This is a genomic window from Enterococcus sp. 2G9_DIV0600 (assembly GCF_002140615.1).
Taxonomy (GTDB): domain Bacteria; phylum Bacillota; class Bacilli; order Lactobacillales; family Enterococcaceae; genus Enterococcus_D; species Enterococcus_D innesii.
In genome coordinates, this window is the sequence record NZ_NGLL01000001.1 from 2266479 (window position 1) to 2290390 (window position 23912).

Sequence of the window (23912 nt, forward strand, 5' to 3'; positions counted from 1 at the left end):
TCCTTCATCTCCTCTACTTAAAAACACGCAAGAAACGCAAAAAAGGCGTCAGTCGACCCCTTAATATGCTTCTTCCATCATACTCAACATTTTTTTAAACTGCTTGCGTTTGAAATATCCTAGAATCGTGCCTAAGAGCATGTCATTTAATTGCTGCATGAAGCCATGTGATTTCATGGTTTCCGTATAAATGACTTTGCTACTCTTTCCATCAAGTGGCGTTACTTCATAGCGAGCGACAAATTCATTTTTTGTCGTTTCTGTTTTGAATTGATAAACTTGATTTTCAATGATTTCTTCGATTTCGATCTTCGCACGACTCGTAGTAGAAAATTCCTTTACATATTGAAATCCTGCCAGTTGCTTTCTAGAAAGTGTTTTTCCAGTTGCTTTTCGTATGTCAAAGATAACAGAATCCATAATTTGATCGTAAAAGACATTTGCTGGAATCGATAAATCTTTTTCAATTCTCATTAAGACTTCCTCCTATCTGACTCTTCGGCTTTCTTCTTTCCTTTCATGAACAGAAGACTGCCAGAAATAAGCAAGAAAATACCTGTTGTAAAACTGAATATATCTAACTGCTGATTACTTGGATTCATACTGTATAGGACTACGAGTAGACCGATACTACATATAAACAAGCCGTTTTTTATCATTTTCAATCATCCTATCTATTCGTTGATCCACAGAGAACCTACTCAAACACTAACTGCTTGAAAGTATAAAACAGAACCCCAAGGCTGTGCTTTGATCAATTCTTTTGCTTTTTTTGCCGCCGCTTCTGAATCGGAAGCTGTCGTAGTAAAAATAAGTTTAATTCCTTGTTTTTCTTTGAATGTAAAAGACATTCCATCTTCGTTATATCCTTCAAGTAATTCTTTGATGGCATCTTGCTGCATTGCACTTGCTATTGAAATCATATTCTTTTCCTCCTAAATAATCAATAATAAAAGGAGGAACTGCTTTACTTCAAGCGAAGCCATAGCAGTTCCTCACAATCTACAGGTCTATTCGCCTAGTTTTGGATCAATTTTATTTGCTGAAATAACGAATGGCGCCCAAATGAAGAATGTAACGACCATACATACCAACGTTACGATTGGGGCACGCCAGTCAGCTCCTGTTGCCAAGAATGATAGCAACATTGGTGGAACGACCCACGTTACTTGTTGTGAAACAGGTGCTACTAAACCAAAGTACGTTGCTAACCAACCGATTGAAGTGGCTACTAGCGGAGCAATAATGAACGGAATAAACATGATCGCATTCAATACGATTGGCAGACCGAACATTACCGGCTCATTAATATTAAACACACCAGGTCCGATTGACAATTTTGCAACAGTTAGATAATCCGCACGTTTTGATAGGATCAAAATAGCAATCAGCAATACAATTGTACCGCCTGAACCGCCAAACCAAGCAAATGAGTCAAAGGATCCGCGTACCCACATATATGCCTTGCCATCTTCGATTGCGGCAAGAACCGCGTTTGTACCGGTTTGTCCTTCATATCCTTTTTGGAAAATATCGATATTGATCAACTGCGCTTGTCCCCAAATACCTTCTAAAACTGGAGCTAGTACGTTTGGACCATGGATTCCGAAGAACCAGAAAATTTGAACAAAAACAGTTACGATCAGTACTGCACCAAGCCCTTGAGACAAGCCTAGGAATGGTTCTGCAATATATTTTTGGACAAGATCAATAATTAATTGTCCATCAGTCAGTTTACCGACAATAAAGTTAATAATAGCAATGACATATAAGGCAATTGTTGCCGGCAAAATCGCAGCGAACGCTTTCGATACTGCTGGCGGTACTGAATCAGGCATTTTGATAGTAATATCAGCTAACATCAATTTACAGAAAATAATAACTGAAATAGCCCCCATGATCATTACGGTAAAATAAGCGTTTCCGTTTAGATGATCGAGTTTCAACCAACCCCATCCACCTGCTGTAATTGCATCTGCTGTTGCAGACCATCCGGAAGTTGCTGACCCAGCATTGATTTCATCCATCAAAGCTGTTGGAACAGCTGTCGCCACAGAAGTGCTGTATGAAAAAGCAATTCCTTGAATCAGTGTCGCTACTCCAACGATCCCACCTGCGAGATCATTCACTCGATAAGCACGAGCCAGATTATATCCCCAAGAAAAGGCAAATACTAAACCAGCAACAGCCAATGTACCATTCCATACGAAGCCATTGATACTAATAATTTCACGAATAACTGGAATGGTACTGGCATCATAACTCGGCCAAAATTGCGGTGGTAAGTCACGAATGATTGCGTTGATCATTACTGCGATCGAACCAGCCATAGTAGCAGGCATTGTTCCAATAAAGGCATCACGTAATGCAACTAAGTGCTTCTGGGCTCCAATTTTTGCAGCTACAGGGAGAATGTACTTCTCCATCCAACTTGTTAATCCATCCATTCTTAATTCCTCCTATAAGTTCTATTCGTCAAAGAAGATTTTTTGATTCATCGACAATAACTACTTCTATCCGTTCAAAGATTATTCGTTATTTAGACGTCGATAGACATCAATGATTTCTTTCGCTAAATCGGTAAATGCGATTGACGTCATTAGGTGATCTTGTGAATGTACAGTCAACAATGTCACAGTCATATGATTGCCTTGCGCTTCTTGTGTCAACAATCCTGTTTGCGAATGATGCGCTTCCACAAGAGATGCTTCAGCATCTTTGATTTTTTGGTCAGCTAATTCGAAGTCCCCTTCTTTTGCTGCCGCGATTGCTTCCATTGCGTCACTTTTTGCATTACCACCATACATGATCAATCCCATAATGGCTTCCAAATTTTGCTCATCCATCTTTAAAAATCCTCCTTACACTTCGATCCTAAAAAATCTTAGTTCATTAATGTTTCTGCTTGTTGCAATACTTTTTCGCCGTTCATCATACCATAGTCTGCCATGTTGATCACGTCCAAAGGAATGCCTTTTGGTGCTAATTTTTGTTCAAATTGTGATTTCATGAAACGTACTTGTGGTCCTAACAATAGAACATCGACTGGTTTTGACTCCAAATGTTGGTCGGCTTCTGAAGCTGAAACAGCAAAGATATCTGCTTCCATTCCTTTAGCTTCGGCTGCTTTTTGCATTTTTGTCACCAATAGACTGGTACTCATTCCTGCTGAACAAACTAGCATAATCGTTTTTTTCGCCATCGCGTATCTGCTCCTTTCTGTTGTAAGTTACACTTTACTATAAAGCAAAAAGCGTGCCAAAAAAAAATAAGTCCAGACCTTTATATATCAATGGTCTGAACCAATTTTTCTTTTGCACACTCACGGATTTTTCATTACACACTAATATTGTGTGCGGATTCATCATAACTTTTTATTTCATTTTCTAAGAACATTTGTGTTAAATAGGCGATCTCATCTTCAGAGATTTTGATTTGATAGTTTTTCTCTATCTGCAATAAATGAGTTCGCAACACATCTGTTTCGATACGATAGCGTTTTTGGAAGGCCGCCAAATTGGGGAAGGTACGGGAATGTTCCTTCTTCAATAAACTTTCCACTAGAAAGGCTAAATGAATCACTAAGCCCGCATCAACGGTAGGTTCAACAATCACATGCAATTGATTTTGAATTTGATGAACGATTCGCTGCAGACTTTCGATCAGATGATAGACGGACCCCACATGCGTTAAGGTATTTTCTAATGAACGTACGATTTTTTCGATCGGCACTTCATCTGAAACGATCCGCTTCAGTACATTCAACCGATTGTCATCAAAGACATCATAGGCGGAAAAGAACGGGATATTTTGATAATCGATCTCGACGGTGCCCGCAATGGCTTTGATCTCATATTCTTCTAGCAAGCCATCAATATGTTTTTTGAAGGTTTCTTTTTCAATAAATTGCATTTGAATGATCTCGACTTTTGATTGATCGACGACGGGATAAATTCGTTGATAAAGTTTGGCAGCGACACCTTCTCCAGTAAAGCAAGTGACGATGACTGCCTTTTTATTCCCCTTCGCTTCGCGAACTGTGCGGAACTGTTCTTGCACGATGGTTTCAAAAGAACGCTGAATGTTTTGATAAATGTCTTCTAAACTTCGGCCACTTTCCGCCATTCGCAAAGCCTCTAAGACGATCATCGTACTGACCATCGAGATGGCTTTCGTACGAATTCCGGTCTCTTCGGAAATCAAATTCGCAAATGAATTGAGGGAACCCATATCAGTTAAAAGCAATAAGCCGTTGCTCATCTTTTCCTTATTGTCAGTGACATAGTTCAATAGCTGCTCATACATTTGACCGACTTCCATATCTAAAGACATATTCATCGCTTTGCCGTGGTCGGTTTCAAGCAGCTCTTGTGCCGTTTCCAACATACTGCTGGCAGTCGCCTTGCCGTGCATCAAGACAATGATCTCGACTTTTTCAAGGGGCAGTTGCGAGGGTTGTTTGACTTGAATCGCTAAAAACATACTGATAAAGCCGATCTCATCGAAGGGGATCTCGACATGGCGTTCTTCTTCGATAATGGTCGATAGATCCATTGCCACCTGGAACTCGGATTTCAAGTTTTTTCTGACTGTATTTAAATCTGGATGAACGATCATATGTCCTTCTTTGACACGTTCCAGTGTACTTTGCAGATGCAGTGCAAAGGCAAAGCGGGCTTTTTCACTATAGGTTCGAGACAATCTTTGCCCAGCTAGATCATAAAGAACATTTGTCAGTTTCCAAATGTCTTCTGGAATCAGTTCTTTATGAACGGGATTTTGGATCAATTCTTCGACATACTTTTCAAAGTACGCATCGACATCTTTAGAGATCAAATTTTCCAGATCGACATTGGCTACGCCCGTTTCAATCAGCGAGCTGACTTTTTCTTCGATCTCGTTATACACTTGCATATTCCGTTGTGGATCACGAGACCAGACGACATCTGGGTCGCCAGGTTCAAAACTTAGAAAGTCGCCTTTGCCATCCAAAAACCGATCCAAGCGTTCCGACATTTCTTTGATCTTCAGCAAGCCTTTTTGAACTTGCAAGGAGCAGTCGCCTTTTCGAATCAGCAAGTGTTTTTTTCCATAGGTTCGATAATGCAAAAATGCTTTGGCACAGACGAGTTTAAGGTCGCGCTTGATTTGACCAATGTTGCCTTCTGCATCATAGAGCATAAAGGCCAATATCGCATCTCGTTCGACATCGATTCGTTGGTTCAGACGGGTCGCCTCTTGCTTGATAAACAACGAAATGATTTCATACCGTTCATCTAAGGAACGACTTTCCACATTTGGCAAAGTAATAGCCATGGGAATTCGCCGATTGAAGGTCGTTAAAAAGGTTTCTGATGATTCCGTGGTGGCACCGATGATCTGCACGGCGGCTTCATGAACTTGATTACTTTCCCCTAAAGGACGGTAGATCCCTTTATCAATGAAGGTGAAGAGCATTTCTTGGCCTTCTGGCGGCAGTCGATGGATCTCATCTAAGAACAGGATGCCGCCATCGGCTTTTGCTATCAACCCTGGACTATCTTCTGCCGCACCAGTGTAGGCGCCTTTTTTAATGCCAAAGATGTGACCAAACAACAGTTGCGGATTTTGTGCATAATCCGCACAATTAAAGGACACGAAAGGAGCATCTTTTTCTAACATATTTGATTCAACCGCAAAGTGATACATACATTCAGCAAATAATGATTTACCCGTACCTGTCTCTCCAAAAATGATGGTATGAAGTCCTCTAGGCGGATATAAAATTGCTGCTTTGGCTTGCTGGATACTTACTTTTAAAGAAGCTTGAACCCCAACAAGACTTTCAAAACTCACTTCAGAGGAAACATCCACATGCACCGTTTCTTCTAATGGCTCATAAACGACCGGACGGCCGGAACGTTTGCCGATTTTCTTTTCTTTATAAAGCTCACTGAGATAACGGCTTGCATTGCTGCGATCGATTTGTAAGATTTTAGCGACATCAACTGCGGTCAACCCTTGCTTATGCAGTTCAATCGTTTGAAAAATCTCTTCTTTTCGCGAATTCATTCAATAGCCCCCTCATTTTTTTACACACTAACGATAAACAACGTTAATGGTAACACAAAAAGACGCTCAATGGCGTCTTTTTCCTTTGTCTTTTTGCTTTTTCGTCTTTTTCTTGGTCTTTTTAACAGGAGTGTGTAATTTTTCAGGCGTTTTCTTGGAAATTTTCTGCACACTTGCTGTTTTGGTTTCTTTCTTGCTTTCCTTTTCGATGACAGGTGCTTCTGTGTGTAACTGCCCGCCGTGTAAAAAGACTTCTTTAAGCTCTATGGACAATTGATTCGTGATTTTTTTCAAATCCTTCAAGGAATGGTCTTGAACGATCGTGACGACGGTTCCTTCTTTGCCCATTCTCCCAACGCGTCCTGCCCGGTGTAAATAGGATTCTTTTTCTAAAGGGACTTCTGTATTGATCACGTAAGGCAGATCCACGACATCTAAGCCACGAGAAGCGACATCAGTCGTCAATAATTCTACTAGTTTTCCTTGACGGAAGCTCTCCAGTGCGCCTTTTCGGGCAAGTTTGTTTTGATCAGATGCTAATGATGCCACCGGTAAGCCATGAAACAGTAGTTTTTCTTCCGCATTCCCCATTGCGCTTAATTCATTGAAGAAAACCAAGGCTTGAAAGTTTGGTAAATGAGCAAAGCGTCTTAAAGCATCCACAATTCGTCGTTGCGGATAATTCAAATAGTAGTGATGGATCACGCCTTTGCTCTGATCTTCTTGGGTAACATCAATGATCAGTGGCTCTTTTGTCACCAATAGTCGAATCTCATCAATTACTTCGTTAGCGGTTGCTGAAAAGAAGCTACGCTGGATTTGTTTTGGCAATGTTTGATTGATTTTGGCAGCTAGCGTGAAGGCCCCTTCTTTCAATAATTGGTCAACCTCATCTAATACCAACGATTGCAACTGCTGGGTCTTGATTTTTTTTGCTTTGATCAATTCTAACACACGGCCTGGGGTACCGATCAAGACCTCAGGTTTGTCTTTTAATTTTTCCACTTGTCGTTTCGTGCTCGCGCCGCCAATAAGTGGCAGAACGGTCAGTCCAATGGCTTGAGCCCATTCTCGTGCTACTTCTGTGACTTGCATCGCTAATTCTTGTGAAGAAGTCAAAATCAACAGCTGATTGCCTTTCTTTGCTTCGACCTTTGTTAACAGTGGCAAAAGGTATGCCAATGTTTTACCAGAACCGGTCGGTGAGACCCCAATGACAGACTCGCCATCTTTTAAAGGACCAAAGGTTTTTTCTTGGATCAAGGACGGTGCGTGATACCCTGCCGCTTGCCATTTTTCCTGCCAGATGTCTGGCAGTTGTGTCAATTCAAATACTGTCATAAATGTTCCATTCCTTATTTTTTATCTGCATCAAAAACGATGCCTGCTTGTTTACGCATGAGAGCAACGGTTTCATTGACACTGCGGGCAAGTTCTACCCATTCCTCATAGCGTTGTCCTTGTTGGGGATCATTTTTGTTTTCGATGATGTCTGCAAAATCTTGTGCTTCTTCAATCATCGGGTTTTCTAAGGCACTTACTGCTAATGCCTGGGTTTGTTTTGTTTTTCGCTCATAAAATGCGGCTTCTTCGATGGCATTGACGGCATTTAGGTCTAATGTACCGTCCTCAAAATAGATTTCTGAACGCAACTCTGAATCAGCGATTTTGCCTGTTTGGATCGTGACATCAAAGTCAGCATAGCGCAACACTGCAGTCCCGATACCATCTACACCAGTCGGTAATTTACGGGCAAAATAATGAACATCTTGCGGTTTACCAAACCAAGCGACCGCCGCATAAATCGGGTAGACGCCCAAATCCGCTAAGGCACCGCCAGAAAAATGTGGAGAAAAAATATTTGGTTCCTCCCCAGCTAGTACAGCGTCATAACGAGACGAATATTTCATATAAGAAAAGTTTGCCCCAAGAATGGCACCGCGTGTCGGTAAGAATTCGGCTACAGTAGAAAAACTTGCTTCATGGATGTTGCGAGCTGCTTCAAAGAATAAAACCTGTTGCTGATTTGCCAATTCGATGATCTCCGCCATTTCCTCAGGCGTTGAAAAGGCTGGCTTCTCCACAATGACATTTTTTCCTGCTAAAATACCTTGCTTGGCTTGTTCAAAGTGCAAACTATTCGGAGACGCGATGTAGACCGTGTCCATATGAGCTAAACCAAAAAAAGTGTCCAGATCGGTCGCATACTCGATATCCCCATATTTTTCTCCAAAGCGTTGTGCCGTTGCTAACTTTCTTGAGTATACAGCAACCAATTGATAGCGTTTGGTTTCGTGGGCTGCTTGTACAAATTGATCGGTGATCCAATTTGTGCCGATAATCCCTAAATGAATCATGTTTTTTCCTTCTTTCTTCTATAGATTAGGGTCGTCAAAGACGACATTCAAATCAAAAGGGATCGGTTCTTTGACCGTGATCATCCCTTGGTTTACTTGGCAATTATAGGCAAACACTTCGACACCCTTGCTTTGCGCTTCGGCGATTTTAGCGGCCAGATCCGGCTGCATCTGTCGATGGATCGTGGCGATTTGCACCGCTTCAAATTGGATCATAAACAAAATCGCCGCATAATAGCCAGCTTCTTTGGCATGGATCAATTCATTGACGTGTTTCAAGCCGCGAATGGTTGGTGCATCTGGAAAAGCACCGACTTGCTTGTTTTCAAGGGTCATTCCCTTGATTTCTAAAAAGCCTTTTTCTTGTTCATCTGTTTCAAAATAAAGATCGAATTTTGATGTCCCATAGACAACTTCCCTTCGCAAAAGCGAGATTCTCCCTTTGATATTCGGCAACTGGATCGTGCCATCCAAGAGGCCTTCATAGCTTAATCGATTCGGTACTTGACTATCAATATTGATCCATTGGTCTTGTTTCTTGACTGAGATCAAGTCGTAATTGGTTTTGCGTTTCGGATTGTCCCAATATTGCAGGGTAACAAGCGCACCTTTGTGCAAGAGCTCTTTTCCTCGTCCGGTATTTTTTACATGGACGATTACTTCTTGATCGTCAACGAGACATCGGGCAATGAACCGGTTGTCTCGCACGAGAAACGTGGCTAAAAGGGTATTCGGATAATTCATTTTCTCACCTGCTCTTTTGAATCATAGCATATTTTGATAAAAACTTCTAAACTTCAAACTAAAGTACCATGCTTTTTTACCTTCTCATGGTATACTTATGGCAATTATTTTCTAGTGCGAATAAGTGGATACCTGTCCACAAGGCGCAACTTGATGAATCGTAAATGATAGGACGTGTATAAATGAAGAAAAGGTCTATTTTGATTGGTTTATCTCTTGCAACGGGCGTGGTCAGCTCTTTGCTGCTGCGAAAAGAAAAACAAAAAAATGAGAATCGCCAGAATTTCATTGGTAATTGGCGTTTTACTTCCAAGACAAAAGAAGATGTCACATTAGAAATAGCCAATGACTATTCATTGACCATCGAAGGCAAGCCTTTGACTGCTTCCATCGTTGAATTGACTCCGACGCGGTTAGTTTTACTGGACACATTTGGCTATCATTTAGTTCTTGAACAAAAAGGCTCCGTCATTACTTTATATGATGAAGCAGAAGATTGCCACTATTCTTTGACAAAAATCATCTAAGATCGCTGAGAAAGCCAAGTTCATGTTTTCTTCACATTTTCTTCGGTCAATTCTCAGACTTTTTATCAGCATTTCTTGGCAATCCATGCTATCATTAACTTAACAAGTGGTTGAACAAGGTGTTCCGTTGAGTGATGTTTGATCGTTCATAGATTAAGGTGTAGGTTCGATTCCTACCTTCCACATTTATTTTAAATAGAAAGAAGGGATTTTTATGTTAACGACCTTTATTTCACTCTTTTCCATCTTTGCTTTAGCTGCATTGTTAGCTGGGACATTCTTTTTAGCAAAATTGGCCATGCAACAAGAAACGAAGGCGGTGAAAGTTCCCGTCAGAGCCCAAAACCAAAACCCGAGAATCCATTCCAATCGTCGCTAAGGGAAATAGTTTGACCCTATGTCAATTCAAAAAACTTGCCTTCTATATAATATAGGAAGGCAAGTTTTTTTGCTGGTATTTACAGTAAACAACCTTTGTCACGTTGCATCTCAAATTATCTACTGAGGGATCGGTCTTACGCAATTAAATGCTAAGTTTTCTCTTAGAGTATTGCAACGGTGGATACTCTTTGTTAAAATTTTTGCTTAGATACAACTTTAAAGGAGCTACTACATATATGCAGAAAATAACCAAGTTCGGGTATTCCTTCGTTGCTGCTTTGGCAATCCTCTTTGCTGCTGCCGGCTTACCCCTCGTTTCGTATGCTGATGATACAGCTATGAGCGCCGAAGAGATCCAAGATTTTTCAGTCGATGCAAAAGCCGCTTACTCCATTGATTTTGACACAGGCAAAGTGTTGTATGATCAAGATGGTGAGACTGCCATGGGCATCGCCTCCATTACCAAGATCATCAGTCTTTACCTCGTAGCTGAGCAAGTAGAGCAAGGAACCATCGCTTGGGATGATCCTGTCCCTATTTCAGATTATGCCGCGAATCTCAGCGTGTCGCCAAACTTATCGAATGTCCCTTTGCATCAAGACGTCACCTATACAGTAAAAGATTTGTATGATGCCAGCTATATCCAATCTGCAAATGCTGCAATCGTCGCACTCGCGGAACTGATTGCTGGGTCTGAAAGTGCCTTTGTTGATCAAATGCAAGAAAAAGTGCAATCATGGGGTATCACCGATGCAAAGATCGTCAATGCTTCTGGCTTGAACAATACTTATTTAGGAGACAATATCTATCCCGGGTCAACTTCCACTGACGAAAACGAACTGTCCGCAAAAGATGTCGCCCTGATTGCTCGTCATTTGCTGCAAGACTTTCCAGACGTTTTAGAAGTAACGAGTCTTTCTACCAAACAATTTGGTGAAGGTTCCTATTCGCCTGTCGAGATGGTCAATTGGAACTGGATGCTTCCAGGTTTTACGAATACGAAAGATGGTGTTGATGGTCTTAAGACTGGTACGACAGATATGGCAGGGGCATGCTTTGTCGGAACCGCCGTCAAGGATGGTCAACGAATTATCACCGTGGTGCTAAACGTCAATGGTCATGCGGAAAATCCAAGCGTACGCTTTATCGAAACAGGTCGGTTGATGGACTACTCCTTCGACGCTTGGGAACAAGTAGAAATTTTACCAGAAAATGCACAGTTAGAAGATACACAGACGGTGGCAGTTAAAGATGGGAAAGAATTGAGTGTTCCCGTTGCCTTAAATCAAGGTTTGACCTTATGGGTACGTGGGGATATGGATGCAACAGCCTTTGAAACAACCATTGACTTTAATGAGCATTATCGTGATTCTGCCTTGCAAGCGCCATTGACTGAGGGTACAGAAGTCGGTACTGTAAGTGCTTCGATTCCAGCTGATACGCTTGGTTATATTGATGATTCTGATCATGACGAAACTGCAGGATTAGTTACAACACAAACGGTGGAAAAAGCCAACATCTTTGTTCGTGCTTGGCGCGGTGTGTCTAACTTTTTCGAGAATCTTTTTTAATCCAAACCATAGAAAAAATCTGTCCTGAGCAAAGATTGCTTCACGGACAGATTTTTTTTATTCTACCGTTTCCACCGTTGCTGCTGCCAAAGGCTCAACAGGGAAAAACAATTCAACTTCCCCTTCTTTAAAATGAGGAAGATATCTTTCTTGGATCGCTGCTGACAAGTGGACGTTGTTTTCTGGTAAAACTTCCATCAACATTTTTTCAGTCATCATGGTCAAGTTTTTTTCATCCGTTTTGACAACGAGATAGGTCATTGCGGGCATTTCCCAACGGACCCAACCGACTGGAGGAAAATTTTCTGTATGGACTTGAACGCCTGCCAAATAACGGCCGGTTTCTTGCCAAGGCTCTAACCAATTGGTGCCATCACTCATTAAGCCCCAAAATTCCAGTTCTTCTGCCTTTTGATCGCTCACTAGAAATTCGATCTCTTCAAAATCCTTTGTTGCAAGTTCCCATAGCGCTGGTACCCAAGAAGCTCCTTCTTCCGCTAATCCCTTGCCTTCTTTTCCGATCACATAAAAAGCGGGCCGTTCAACGCGAATCACTTCACCTAATTGCATGTTCCTTCCTCCTTCTTTTCTTCATTTTAGCGAATTGCAAGAAATTCAGCAACTTTGACCTTAGCAACAAGCAATTTTTGTCATTTTTCAGTATACTAGGTGTATCGTTAAAGGAGTGAAAAACATGGATTTTACGCAATTGCTGATTTTTGCTATCAGCTATTTGACGGGTGTGATCGTCGTTCAAAAATGGCGCAAGAAAAAAGATGAGCCAGATATTTTCTTTTTTGAGTGCTGTTGGACGATTTTAGCCCTGCTGATTTATTTAGCCGTCTCAGAATTACGGACAGGCAGTTTCTTTATTCTAATACCAGTCGCCTTCGCTGGCCTTTTTTTATTTTCTTATCGGCGCAACAAGCACCGACTCGTAAATGGCTTGCTCTTTAATTTGTTTGTCTTAGCATTTTGTGGCTACTTAGTCATCAATCTATACCGAACACAAGATATTCTTGTAGGTGGTCTATTGGCTGTTTTACTAGCGATTTTCCTTGCTGTATTATTATTCGGATTGGCCATCCTCGTGGTCTTTCTTTACTGGAATTCCATTATTGTTTTACGAAGAGAATCGCGATCGATCGCCAATCTATTGACCCTGATCTTAGCGGTAGTTTTGACCGTTTTATTATTTTCAGATCCCCTTTTGCACTTTTTCCCGGATTGGATCCGAACCTTATTCGGCGTGGTTCCCCTAAGTCTGATGTATCTATTTGTGGTCTTTTTGAACTTTTTATCGATTTCAGTCATTTATCAGTTCAATCATCCTCGTTACAATCAAGATTTTATCATCGTCTTAGGAGCAGGTCTTTTGAATGGAACCACGGTCTCCCCTTTATTGGCCAAGCGTATCAATAAAGCAATCTCGTTCTACGAAGCGCAATTTAAAGCGAAAAAAACGGCTCCTCGGTTACTGATGTCAGGCGGCCAAGGAAGCGATGAAAAGCTGCCAGAAGCTGTCGCGATGAAAGAATATGCAGTTGCGCAAGGAGTGCCCGAAGGAGAGATTTTAGTAGAAACAAATTCCACGACTACTTATGAAAACATGAAGTTTTCGAAAGAAATCATGGATTCCTTAAAGCCAAATGGCTACAAAGTAATTTTTTCCTCCAACAATTACCATATTTTTCGTGCCGGTCTCTATGCAGATCAAGCACAACTTAAAGCAGATGGTATCGGAGCACCTACCGCCTTTTACTATTTACCCAATGCCTTCTTACGAGAATTCGTAGCGATCCTTTTTATGCACAAAAGACGACACTTAACGGTATTGATCACCTTGCTGATCCTTTATGTAGGTGCAGCGATCCTCCAACTTATTTTTGGCTAAGCAAACAAAAAAAGTTCTTTGAACCGGCTGGTTCGAAGAACTTTTTTCTTATTGCATCGTACGATGTTTCTTCCAGAAACGTTGTTGCCATTTTTCTTTCATACTTTCTGTAAGTGGTTCTGATGCTTCTTTGATCGCACAATATTTGTCAACCATTGTAACAATATAGCTTTCTTTATAACGTGGCGGCGCAATCGTTGCTCCCCACATATGTTTCAAGATGATATCTTTTTCTAGATCACTTAGTTCAGTGATTTTTTCAGCATTTTTTACTGCAATTCGTGGATGCATATACGCATGGGTACCTTCATCAAACTTTGTGGTACGCCAGTCATAGTAGAATAAATCATGAAGGAGTCCTGCACGAGCTGTTGCACGAGCATCGCCGCCACATTTCTTGGCCAATTTGTAACTATAATAAGAGACGCTGATCGAATGTTCCAAACGTGTGGAGTTCATATGCTGCACAAAGTTGGCTAATTTTTTTACAGCTTCTGTTTCTAACAGGTCAGCCACGTAAGACATATATTCGCTATCTTCTTGCCATTTTTCTGTCATAAATTTTTGTCTGCCACCTTTTTTTGATCTGCTTGATTGTTACAAGACAAAGTATAGCACCTATTCATCGAAGATTCTAGGTGAGGTGCAACAGATTCAAATAGTTTAACAGTTCCTTAAAAATCTAACTGACAGCAAAATACATCAAAATCCCGGCTGCAATGGCGACATTCAATGATTCTGCCTGACCATAGATGGGAATATACACATTTTTGTCAGTCAAAGTCAACAGTTCTGGGTGAACCCCTTGTCCCTCGTTACCTAAAATGAAGGCAGCTGTTTGTTGTTTAGGAAGCTCGGTATATGGAACGGCTTCTTTATTTAATTCGGTGCCATAAATCGCCACGCCAGCTGAGCGTAGCTGTTGGAGAAATGGCGGGATCGCTCCTTCTAAAATTGGTAAATGATAGTTGCTTCCTTGCATACTGCGCAAGACTTTTGTGCTGTAAAGATCGGCTGTTCCTTCACCGAGAAATACCCCGTTAAATCCAGCGGCATCTGCTGTTCGAATCATGGTGCCAACGTTCCCGGGATCTTGCACATTATCTAAAATCAACCAGTTGCCCGTCAGTGTCTGTAAGTCTTGCTCTTGCTTTTCCATCACGGCAAAAATTCCTTGCGGAGTTGGTAAATCAGAAAGCATCGCGGCGATCTCCTCTGTGATCAAATAGCTTTCTTCCTGATAATCATCGAGCTGCCCGTTGGCTTCGCTTAACCCTCGCGGTGTTACCAACAACGCTTTGATTGGTACTTTGGCCTGCAGCGCTTCTTGTACTAAATGCCAGCCATCGATCAAATAGGAATTGGTCTGTGTACGGTGTTTTTTTTGTGTTAGTTTTTTGATTTCCTTGATAAAGGTATTTTTTTTCGATTGAATTTCTTTCATGTGGTCACCTCGATTTATTATAGCATGAGTCAATCGATCTAACTTGTTCTTTTACTGAAAAAACGCTATCATTATAAGCAGAGGAGGGATTGTCCATGAAGAAACTACGAATCCATGTTCAAGGGCGTGTCCAAGGTGTCGGCTTTCGTTATACCACGAAAATGCTTGCCGATCAGTTGGGGGTCACAGGATCTGTAAAAAATGAGGCAGATGGTTCTGTTTCGATTGAAGCGATGGGAGATGAAAAAGTCATCGATGCCTTTGTTGCCGGAGTGAAAGATTCTCCTTCTCCCGCTGGGAAAGTGAACCAAATCGACATCCAACCAGACGATACCATTAAAGAACGTACTAGCTTTGACGTAGTCTATTATTGATAATTGAATGTTTTCTAAGTCGAAAGATTGATTTTTCAATGAATTTCTCTTTGTACATTGAAATAGTCGGTCTTTTTTAGTATAGTTATTTTTGTCTAAATTTATTGTGAAGAGGAAGAATAGAATGTCTAAAATGAATAAATGGCTGCTTTCATCAGGATTATTTGGCCTGTTATTAGCATTATCAGGCTGTGTCAGTACCAATGCTGATGGTACGCCGAAAGAAACAGGAATGATTTATCGCTTTTTGGTGAAACCATTAGGTGATATGATCACGATGCTCGTTGAAAACTTCAACTGGTCTTACGGCTGGGCGATCATCGCCGTAACGATCGTTGTCCGTGTCATTATCTTACCATTAGGGATCCATCAGTCTCGAAAAACGATGGTTCAAAGTGAAAAAATGCAGTTTCTGAAACCCCAAGTGGATATTGCACAAGCCAATTTGAAAAAAGCAACCACTCGGGAAGAACAAATGCAAGCGCAAGCGGAGATGCAAAAAATTTACTCTGAAAACAACGTCAGTATGTTTGGCGGTATCGGATGTCTCCCTTTGCTGATTCAGATGCCGATCTTCTCTGCTCTTTATTTCACCGCTCGTTACACACAAGGAATCCAAAACTCTGAATTCTTTGGCGTATCTTTAGGCGACCCAAGCATTCTCTTTGTGGCGATTGCTGGTCTTTCATACTTGGCACAAGGATATATCTCAACCATCGGGATTCCTGAAGAACAGAAAAAAACGATGAAAACCATGTTGATCGTTTCTCCATTGATGATCGTTTTCATGTCCATGAGTGCACCAGCTGGTGTGACACTTTACTGGGTAGTTGGTGGGGTCTTCAGTTGTATCCAAACGTTTATCACGAATGTCATCATGAAACCAAAAATTCGTGCCCAAGTCGAAGCGGAAATGAAAGCCAATCCGCCTAAAACGGTAGTTACCCCTCGTAAAGACGTAACGCCTGAAAAAACAGAAGCTGTCAAAAAGGCGCTAAATACGACAAAGCCTAACGGAAAAGGTCGTAACGCTGGCAAGCAGCAACGGAAGTAATTCTTGACCAAATCGCTCATTGGGCGGTTTGGTTTTTTGTTGTTTTCAAATGGGAATCAGTTGCTTCTTCTATTGCCTTTCGCTATAGTAAATGAGAGGTGAGCGTATGTTTCAAGCATATATCAATATTTTTGTCATTTTCAGTCTCATGTTTATCGGTTATTGGTTGTCTTACAAACAATGGTTTTCTAATCGAACCGCCGATACGTTTTCAAAATTGGTATTGAATGTCTCATTACCAGCCAATATGTTTTTGACGATCATAAAAAACTTTACGAAAGACGAGTTTCTCTCATTAGTTTCCGGGATGATCATCCCTTTGCTTTCCATGATGATCACTTACTTCGCCGGTTATTTATGGCGCCGTTTCGCCCAAGTTGAAACCAAACACCAAGGGGCATTTTCCGCCATGTTTACCTTTTCCAATACGATCTTCATCGGCTTACCGATCAATTTAGCCATTTTTGGTGAAAAAGCCGTTCCTTATGTGTTGTTGTACTATATTGTAAATACGACATTATTTTGGACCATCGGTATTTTTGAGTTAGCAAAAGATAACCCCGATTTCGGCGAAGCCCGGATTTCCTTTCATCCATTGGTCATGTTAAAAAAGATTTTTTCGCCAGCCTTGATTGGTTTCATTATCGGCTTGATCTGGATGCTGTTCACCTTACCACTGCCCTCATTTGTTGATAGCCTTGGAAGCTACCTAGCAGATTTAACGACACCCCTATCAATGTTTATCATCGGGATCATTGTCTACTTTGGCGGGCTCAAGAACTTGCGAATGACCAAAGACATTGCCGGTGTCTTGTTTGGTCGTTTCGTTCTTTCGCCCCTCGTTGTGTGGCTGTTAAGCAGAATCATCCCTGTTCCTGAATTGATGCTTTCTGTGTTTATTATTCAAGCCTCTATGCCCGTCCAAAACTCTGTCCCGATTCTTGTACGAAACTACCAAGGGGACGAAGAATTTGCAACTTCATGTCTAGGCTATTCCGTCTTACTGTACATGGTGTATTTGCCTGTTTTGCTTTTTTTCTTTTTTTAGCTATTTAACGAACTTTGTCGAAAAATACTCGTTACCAAAGGCGTTCGCTTCTTTCGGTAACGAGTATTTTTCTCCTCTTTGTAAGCCAATGGTTCGATTGATTCGCTATCCAAGCGGCACCCCCCTTATGATTTCTCACTATAAAGCCACGACCCTTTTGATTTTCGCAAGATTGTGGCTGCTTAGGTGGCCCTCACAAACAAGACAAAAATGCACATCATGCAGAAACTAGCTATACTAGATGCTGCGATGATGTGCTTTTTTTAGTGAACAGCTGTTGACTTATAACATATCGAACAACGACAACTGATTTTCATCTGGTAGATCTTTAAGAACACCGTTATCCGTCATGTATTCAATCAAGGTCTTAGAAACTTTCCCGCGATTGGCGAGGTCTTCTTTCGATAAGAAGGGACCGTCTTTTCGTGCTTCCACGATTTGTTTCGCTACGTTTAGTCCCAAACTCGGCACTGCTCGAAACGGTGCGATCAATTTTTTCCCGTCGATCACGAAGTTTTCCGCATCCGATTTATACAGATCGATCATCCCAAATTCATAACCGCGCTCTAACATTTCATTGGCTAACTCCAGAACCGTTAACAGATTCTTTTCTTTCGTTGACGCATCCAATCCTTTGTCAGTGATTTCTTGCATCCGTTCTTTTACGGCGTCTTTTCCTTTTGACATGGCAATCAAATCAAAATCATCCGCCCGGACAGAGAAATAAGCACAGTAATAGAGAATTGGGAAGTACACTTTAAAGTAAGCCACCCGCAACGCCATCAAAACATACGCCGCCGCATGGGCTTTCGGGAACATGTACTTGATCTTCGAACAAGAATCGATATACCATTCAGGGACATTGTTCTCCCGCATCGCTTGCAAGTAAGTGTCCCGCAAGTCGTCAGGAATCTTGTTCCATTGTCCTTTACGAACCGTCTCCATGATTTTAAAGGCCATCCCGTCATCTAAGCCGGCATGGATCAAATACACCATGATGTCATCCCGACAGCCGATTACTTCTGCTAGACTAGCGTCTCCGCGACGAATCAGTTCTTCGGCATTGCCCAACCATACATCGGTACCATGGGAAAGACCAGAGATCTGCAAGAGCTCTGCAAAGGTCGATGGATGGGTTTGATCCAACATCCCTCGCACAAATCGGGTACCAAATTCTGGGATGCCTAATGTACCTGTTTTTGAGTAGATCTGCTCTTCAGTCACACCTAGCACATCCGTACCACCAAAAATACGCATCACTTCCGGATCATCCGTGGGGATCGTTTTAGGATCGATTCCTGATAAATCCTGTAGCATCCGAATCACCGTTGGGTCATCGTGTCCCAGGATATCCAGTTTTAAAATATTGTCATGAATCGAATGGAAATCAAAGTGGGTCGTTTTCCATTCTGAATTTTGATCATCTGCTGGGTATTGAATCGGGGTGAAATCATAGACATCCATATAGTCTGGAATAACGATAATCCCCCCCGGATGCTGACCAGTCGTCCGTTTGACGCCAGTGGCGCCTTTTGCCAGACGATCGACTTCGGCTGCACGATAATGAAGATTATGATCGCGCTCAAAGCCTTTTACGAACCCAAAGGCTGTTTTGTCCGCTACGGTACCGATCGTTCCGGCACGATAGACATACTCTTCACCGAAGAGCACTTTCGTATAGTTATGGGCTTCTGGCTGATATTCCCCAGAGAAGTTCAAATCGATATCGGGGACTTTATCGCCATGGAAACCAAGGAAGGTTTCAAAAGGAATATCATGGCCATCTTTGTTCAGACGGGTGCCGCATTTTGGACATTTTTTCTCTGGCATATCATAACCAGAACCATACGAGCCGTCTTCGTAAAACTCAGAATACTGGCAATCGGGACAATAATAATGCGGGGCTAATGGATTGACCTCAGTGATCCCAGTCATCGTTGCGACAAAACTAGAACCGACTGATCCCCGCGACCCTACTAAGTAGCCGTCTTCATTGCTTTTATGAACCAGTTTTTGTGAGATCAAATAGATCACGGAAAACCCATTCCCAATGATCGAATCAAGCTCTTTTTTCAAACGTTTTTCCACAATTTCTGGTAATGGATCACCGTATAGCTCTTTGGCACGGTTGTAACTCAAGTCGGTGATCTCTTGTTCAGATCCAGGAATCTTTGGTGTATACAAATCATCTTTTACCGGAATGACTTTTTCACAGAGATCAGCGATTTTATTCGGGTTTGTCACTACAATTTCTTTCGCTACTTCTGGACCTAAAAACTGAAAAGCGGTCAGCATCTCATCGGTTGTTCGGAAATGTACATCCGGTAAACTATGTCGATTCAAGGGATTGGCGCCCCCCATCGAATTAATCAAGACCTTACGATAAATGGCATCTTCTTCGTTCAAGTAGTGGGCATTCCCAGTAGCAACAACGATTTTCCCTAACTCTTCCCCCATCTTTACCAGATTCCGAATGATGTCTTCTAGGTCTTTTTCGCTTTTCACGAGTTCCGTTTCCAGAAGATGGGCATAAACTGCTTTGGGCATGACTTCGATATAGTCATAAAACTTAGCAAGTTCCCGCGCTGCATCGACCCCTTTTTGCATCATTGCGACAAAGACTTCTCCTTTATCACAAGCGGTTCCGACTAACAATCCTTCCCGCAATTTCACCAATTCTGAGCGCGGAATCCGCGGAACTTTATCATGGAAGTACTTCACATTCGACATCGAGATCAGCTTGAATAAGTTCTTCAATCCCGCCTGTGTTCGGGCTAAGATCGTGGCATGGAAAGGCCGAGCTGCTTTATAGGAGTTCTCGCCCCCAACGTGTCGGTTCAAATCTTCGTGCAGCAGCATGTCATGTTTTTCCATCGCTTCTTTGACAAAGATCCACGCTAAATGACCGGTTGCCTCGGCATCGTAGATCGCTCGGTGATGTTGCTCCAAACTAACGCCGAATTTTTTTGAAAGGACACCTAAACCGAATCGCTTAAACTCTGGATACAAATAACGAGCGAGTTCCAATGTATCAATGACGGGATTTTCTGCTTCTGGAATACCGTATTTTCGATAACTGGTATTTAAGAAGCCCATATCAAATGACGCATTGTGGGCAACTAGAATGGCTCCTTCAGAAAACTCACGGAACAAACGTAAGACCTCTTCTTCCGATTTTGACCCCCGAACCATTTCATCGGTGATTCCCGTCAATTCTACGGTCGTTCGTGATAAAGGATGGCCAGGATCGATGAATTCATCAAAGGAACCTTCCACGTTGCCTTTATGCATCCGCACAGCGGCCAATTCAATGATGGTGTCGTACACTGCAGACAATCCGGTGGTCTCCACGTCAAACACGATATACGTAGCATCAGTCAGTGGGACAGGCTGCGGATTATAGGCAACCGCTACCCCGTCATCCACGATATTGGCTTCCACACCGTAAAGAATTTTTACCCCGGCTTTTTCTCCGGCGTGATGGGCATCAGGAAACCCTTGTGCTCCACCATGATCGGTGATCGCAATCGCCTTATGGCCCCACTTGCCAGCTTGAGCGACAAAGTCTGCCACATTGTTGGTTGCATCCATCGTACTCATATTGGAATGCAGGTGAAGTTCGACCCGTTTTTCGCCTTCAGGTGCATAATCTTTGCGGGCCTCGTGTTTGACTTCCAGCAAATCTTGCGCATTCATAACGAGATCTCGCATGAAGGTATCTTCTTGAACACTACCACGCACTTTGACCCAACTACCTTTAGCAATGGCATCAAAGACTTGTTCATCTTTTTCATTGTTGGAGAATTTTTTCACACTAAACGACGACGTATAGTCGGTGATTTTCAAAATCAAAATCTTCCGTTTTGAACGCAATTCGCGGACTTCTTTATCAAAGACATACCCTTGGATCGTAACTCGGCGTTCTTCCTCGATGATATTGATCATCGGTGTCACAGGTTCATCGGCAGGAATATTACGTCCCAAGGCGATTGGTCCGTCAAATTCGACTGTTTTGACTTCTTTTTTGCGTTGCTCGTGAGCCATTAAGTTCTCAGCGGCTTGCAATTGGAAGGCTGCCGTTTGTTCTTCTTTTCGTGCTTCAAGTTCTTTCAAGGCTGCCTCAGCCTGTTCTTTGTCTAGCTGTGGCAAGATCCGAAATTTTTGAAACCCGAAAGTCCCATAATTTTCCTCGATAATCGGTAAGTACTGTTGCTGCAAAATCGTGATGACCGCATCATTGTTGACGGGTAAAATCACCTTGTTCTCTTGAATCATGGGCATTTGATTTTTGATTACTTGATGAACTAACGGCCGATCGCAATTTTGATTGGCTAACGCCAATGGCCAGTATTCTTGAATGAACTGCTCATCAAAGGAACCGTCTTGAGCTTCAATGACAATGCGAACTTCCGCAATCTCTTTAAATGCCAATTCAATATGTTGTTTAAAGGACTGATACACCATCACCGGCAATAAACGTTCGAATTGGAAATAAAATGTCCAGGCTTTTGATTGTCGATGCACGGTTACTTGTCTGATTTGGGCAGTCTGCATCAATGGATGCTGCCGAAGATTTGGGGCAGCTGCAATTTGGTCTAATAATATCTCAAAGGTCTCTCTTTCTTTTGACAATTGAAGATCCTCCTTTTCTCAGTACTCACTAGTATACCTCTTTTTGCCCTCATTTTCATTAAAAAATCGAGAAAGGATTTCCTCTCTCGATCTGCTATTCATTCTTGTTCGTTCCTGTTTATTCCTGATTGGCTAACAAAATCGTCAGGGTCGAAGCGACTTCTTCTTTTCTCACTTCAACGGTCGCACCAGTATGTTTGATTTTGATCTCCACGATGCCTTCTACGGCTTTTTTACCGATAGTCAAGCGAATCGGACAGCCAATCAAATCGGCATCTGCAAATTTGACCCCTGCACGTTCATTGCGGTCATCTACCAGCACTTGATAGCCGACTTGGTTCATCATTTCTTCTACCTCTTTACTTAAGGCATTTTGATAGCTATCTTCAATCGACGTTTGAATGATATGCACATCAAATGGGGCAATTTCTTGGGGCCAATCGATCCCAAACTCATTGCCGTATTGTTCGACGATCGTTGAAAGCAGCCGAGAAACCCCCAGCCCATAACAGCCCATGATGATTGGTTGCTCATCGCCGTTTTCATCGACAACCGTCGCTTCTTGCGCCTCACTGTACTTGGTTCCTAACTTGAAGATATGCCCAACTTCGATTCCTCGCGTAAAGGTTAAGGTTCCTTTTCCATCTGGGGAAGGATCACCTTCTTGAACCAAGCGAAAATCGGCAAAGGCTAATGGTTGAAAATCACGGCCTACATTTGCATTAAGAAAATAGCTCTGTTTTTCTGCCGCTGGTACGATCAGATTCGCCATATCTTGGACATGCTGATCGGCATACAATTGGATCGAATCAGCAAGCTCAATGGGGCTGCGAAGTTGTGCGTCACTGGTCAGATAGGACTCGGCTTCTTCAGCAGTCAAGATCTTCACTTGATCAGCGGCTAAAAAATGCTTGATCTTTGTTTCATTAAGACTGTGATCACCTCGAAGCAATACCATAATGACTTGCTCGTCAACGAGTAGCAAAAATACTTGAACGATTTTTTGCAAATCCGTTTCGTATGTTTTCGCCAGTTCCTCTAACGATAGAGACTCTTCATGAACGACTTTTTGTAACTCTAAATAGGTCTCATGAGACTTTTTAGCGATATACTGACTAGTTGCTAGTTTCCAATTGGCGACATAGTCGCTTTCAGTCGAATAACAGATCAGCTCTTCGCCGATTCCAGACAATGCCAAAAACTCTTTTGAATCTCGGCCACCCATCAAGCCATTATCCCCGACCACTGTCCGATATTCGATCCCACAGCGTTTCAAAATGGCATGGTAAGCCATTTCGTAGCGATTATAGGTTTGATCTAAGCTGGCTTCATCGGCGTGAAAAGAATAGCCATCTTGCATGATAAATTCACGGCTGCGAATCAATCCAAAACGCGGCCGCTGTTCGTCCCGATATTTCGTTTGGATCTGATACAAGCTCAAGGGTAGCCGCTTATAAGACGTGATCTCGTTTTTGATCAATGTCGTGAACGGCTCTTCGTGAGTGGGCCCTAAAACGATCTCTCGTTCGTTTCGATCTGTCAACCGATACAAAGACTCACCATACAATGAGGCCCGTCCAGACTCCTTCCATGGTTCATACGGAAGCAAAGAAGGCATCGCCATCTCTACGGCATCGATTTGTGCCAGTTCCTCACGAATGACCCGCTTGATCTTTTCTAACACCCTTTGTGCTAGCGGCAAGTAGACATAGATGCCTGCAGCCACTTGTCGAATATACCCGGCCCTAACTAACAGTTGATGACTTAACGTCTCCGCATCGCTGGGGGTTTCCCGCAATGTCGGAATCAAACATTTTGACTGTTTCATTTTTTTC

The 23912-nt window shown here is 42.2% G+C and carries 22 protein-coding genes; 7 read left to right on the forward strand and 15 right to left on the reverse strand.

Features of this window, described 5'->3' with window-relative positions; genetic code table 11:
* Positions 1 to 60: 60 nt before the first annotated feature.
* From A5870_RS10765 to sfsA, 10 genes are all read right to left on the reverse strand, one after another.
* On the reverse strand, positions 61 to 474 hold the full coding sequence (locus A5870_RS10765; protein ID WP_086292815.1) for a DUF3284 domain-containing protein: 414 nt from the start codon (positions 472 to 474) through the stop codon (positions 61 to 63).
* Positions 474 to 659, reverse strand: coding sequence for a DUF3188 domain-containing protein (locus A5870_RS10770; protein ID WP_010749336.1), 186 nt, complete (start codon positions 657 to 659; stop codon positions 474 to 476). Before A5870_RS10770 ends, A5870_RS10765 begins: the two co-directional genes overlap by 1 nt.
* A gap of 42 nt (positions 660 to 701) precedes the next feature.
* Positions 702 to 923: a hypothetical protein gene (locus tag A5870_RS10775; protein ID WP_081118753.1), complete on the reverse strand. Its 222-nt coding sequence runs from the start codon at positions 921 to 923 to the stop codon at positions 702 to 704.
* A gap of 87 nt (positions 924 to 1010) precedes the next feature.
* A complete protein-coding gene (locus A5870_RS10780; RefSeq protein ID WP_010749334.1) occupies positions 1011 to 2447 on the reverse strand; it encodes a PTS sugar transporter subunit IIC in 1437 nt (478 codons plus the stop codon).
* A gap of 81 nt (positions 2448 to 2528) precedes the next feature.
* Positions 2529 to 2846: a PTS lactose/cellobiose transporter subunit IIA gene (locus A5870_RS10785; protein WP_005229473.1), complete on the reverse strand. Its 318-nt coding sequence runs from the start codon at positions 2844 to 2846 to the stop codon at positions 2529 to 2531.
* Between the two features lie 38 nt (positions 2847 to 2884).
* Positions 2885 to 3202, reverse strand: a complete 318-nt coding sequence (locus tag A5870_RS10790; protein ID WP_005229471.1) for a PTS sugar transporter subunit IIB — start codon at positions 3200 to 3202, stop codon at positions 2885 to 2887.
* 134 nt (positions 3203 to 3336) lie between these two features.
* Positions 3337 to 6051: a sigma 54-interacting transcriptional regulator gene (locus A5870_RS10795; RefSeq protein WP_005229469.1), complete on the reverse strand. Its 2715-nt coding sequence runs from the start codon at positions 6049 to 6051 to the stop codon at positions 3337 to 3339.
* A 66-nt stretch (positions 6052 to 6117) separates the two neighbouring features.
* Complete coding sequence (locus tag A5870_RS10800) at positions 6118 to 7392, reverse strand: DEAD/DEAH box helicase (RefSeq protein ID WP_086292817.1); 1275 nt, start codon at positions 7390 to 7392, stop codon at positions 6118 to 6120.
* 14 nt (positions 7393 to 7406) lie between these two features.
* A complete protein-coding gene (locus A5870_RS10805) occupies positions 7407 to 8408 on the reverse strand; it encodes a Gfo/Idh/MocA family protein (RefSeq protein ID WP_081118755.1) in 1002 nt (333 codons plus the stop codon).
* Positions 8409 to 8426: 18 nt separating this feature from the next.
* Positions 8427 to 9152 carry a DNA/RNA nuclease SfsA gene (sfsA, locus tag A5870_RS10810; protein WP_086292819.1) on the reverse strand — a complete coding sequence of 242 codons (726 nt, stop codon included), beginning with the start codon at positions 9150 to 9152 and terminating at the stop codon, positions 8427 to 8429.
* 182 nt (positions 9153 to 9334) lie between these two features.
* Here sfsA and A5870_RS10815 point away from each other — a divergent pair, with 182 nt between their 5' ends.
* The 3 genes from A5870_RS10815 (at position 9335) to A5870_RS10820 (ending at position 11631) form a co-directional block, all read left to right on the forward strand.
* The gene (locus A5870_RS10815) at positions 9335 to 9679 is read left to right on the forward strand and encodes a DUF4828 domain-containing protein (RefSeq protein ID WP_077452604.1); all 345 of its coding nucleotides are present in this window, start codon (positions 9335 to 9337) and stop codon (positions 9677 to 9679) included.
* Between the two features lie 214 nt (positions 9680 to 9893).
* Positions 9894 to 10058: a hypothetical protein gene (locus tag A5870_RS17355; protein WP_170920150.1), complete on the forward strand. Its 165-nt coding sequence runs from the start codon at positions 9894 to 9896 to the stop codon at positions 10056 to 10058.
* Positions 10059 to 10296: 238 nt separating this feature from the next.
* Entirely contained in the window at positions 10297 to 11631 is a 1335-nt protein-coding gene (locus A5870_RS10820) for a serine hydrolase (protein WP_081118758.1), read from the forward strand.
* Positions 11632 to 11688: 57 nt separating this feature from the next.
* Here A5870_RS10820 and A5870_RS10825 read toward each other — a convergent pair whose 3' ends face one another.
* Entirely contained in the window at positions 11689 to 12201 is a 513-nt protein-coding gene (locus A5870_RS10825; RefSeq protein ID WP_008381124.1) for a GyrI-like domain-containing protein, read from the reverse strand.
* A gap of 124 nt (positions 12202 to 12325) precedes the next feature.
* Here A5870_RS10825 and A5870_RS10830 point away from each other — a divergent pair, with 124 nt between their 5' ends.
* Positions 12326 to 13525, forward strand: a complete 1200-nt coding sequence (locus tag A5870_RS10830; protein ID WP_086292821.1) for a YdcF family protein — start codon at positions 12326 to 12328, stop codon at positions 13523 to 13525.
* A 48-nt stretch (positions 13526 to 13573) separates the two neighbouring features.
* On the opposite strand, the gene A5870_RS10835 is transcribed toward A5870_RS10830, so the two are convergent.
* Together A5870_RS10835 and A5870_RS10840 are read right to left on the reverse strand one after the other, a co-directional pair.
* Positions 13574 to 14083, reverse strand: a complete 510-nt coding sequence (locus A5870_RS10835; protein ID WP_086292823.1) for an HD domain-containing protein — start codon at positions 14081 to 14083, stop codon at positions 13574 to 13576.
* A 124-nt stretch (positions 14084 to 14207) separates the two neighbouring features.
* Complete coding sequence (locus A5870_RS10840) at positions 14208 to 14969, reverse strand: TrmH family RNA methyltransferase (protein ID WP_086292825.1); 762 nt, start codon at positions 14967 to 14969, stop codon at positions 14208 to 14210.
* A gap of 95 nt (positions 14970 to 15064) precedes the next feature.
* Between A5870_RS10840 and A5870_RS10845 the strand changes: the two genes are divergently transcribed.
* The 3 genes from A5870_RS10845 to A5870_RS10855 all read left to right on the forward strand — a co-directional run bounded on the left by A5870_RS10845 (position 15065) and on the right by A5870_RS10855 (position 17445).
* Complete coding sequence (locus tag A5870_RS10845) at positions 15065 to 15343, forward strand: acylphosphatase (protein WP_086292826.1); 279 nt, start codon at positions 15065 to 15067, stop codon at positions 15341 to 15343.
* Between the two features lie 124 nt (positions 15344 to 15467).
* Complete coding sequence (gene yidC, locus A5870_RS10850; protein WP_010749323.1) at positions 15468 to 16397, forward strand: membrane protein insertase YidC; 930 nt, start codon at positions 15468 to 15470, stop codon at positions 16395 to 16397.
* A gap of 106 nt (positions 16398 to 16503) precedes the next feature.
* A complete protein-coding gene (locus tag A5870_RS10855) occupies positions 16504 to 17445 on the forward strand; it encodes an AEC family transporter (RefSeq protein WP_086292828.1) in 942 nt (313 codons plus the stop codon).
* 282 nt (positions 17446 to 17727) lie between these two features.
* Here the strand turns inward: A5870_RS10855 and A5870_RS10860 are convergent, their stop codons facing one another.
* Together A5870_RS10860 and A5870_RS10865 are read right to left on the reverse strand one after the other, a co-directional pair.
* Positions 17728 to 22077, reverse strand: a complete 4350-nt coding sequence (locus tag A5870_RS10860; protein WP_086292830.1) for a PolC-type DNA polymerase III — start codon at positions 22075 to 22077, stop codon at positions 17728 to 17730.
* 118 nt (positions 22078 to 22195) lie between these two features.
* Positions 22196 to 23905: a proline--tRNA ligase gene (locus tag A5870_RS10865; protein ID WP_086292832.1), complete on the reverse strand. Its 1710-nt coding sequence runs from the start codon at positions 23903 to 23905 to the stop codon at positions 22196 to 22198.
* Positions 23906 to 23912 lie beyond the last annotated feature (7 nt).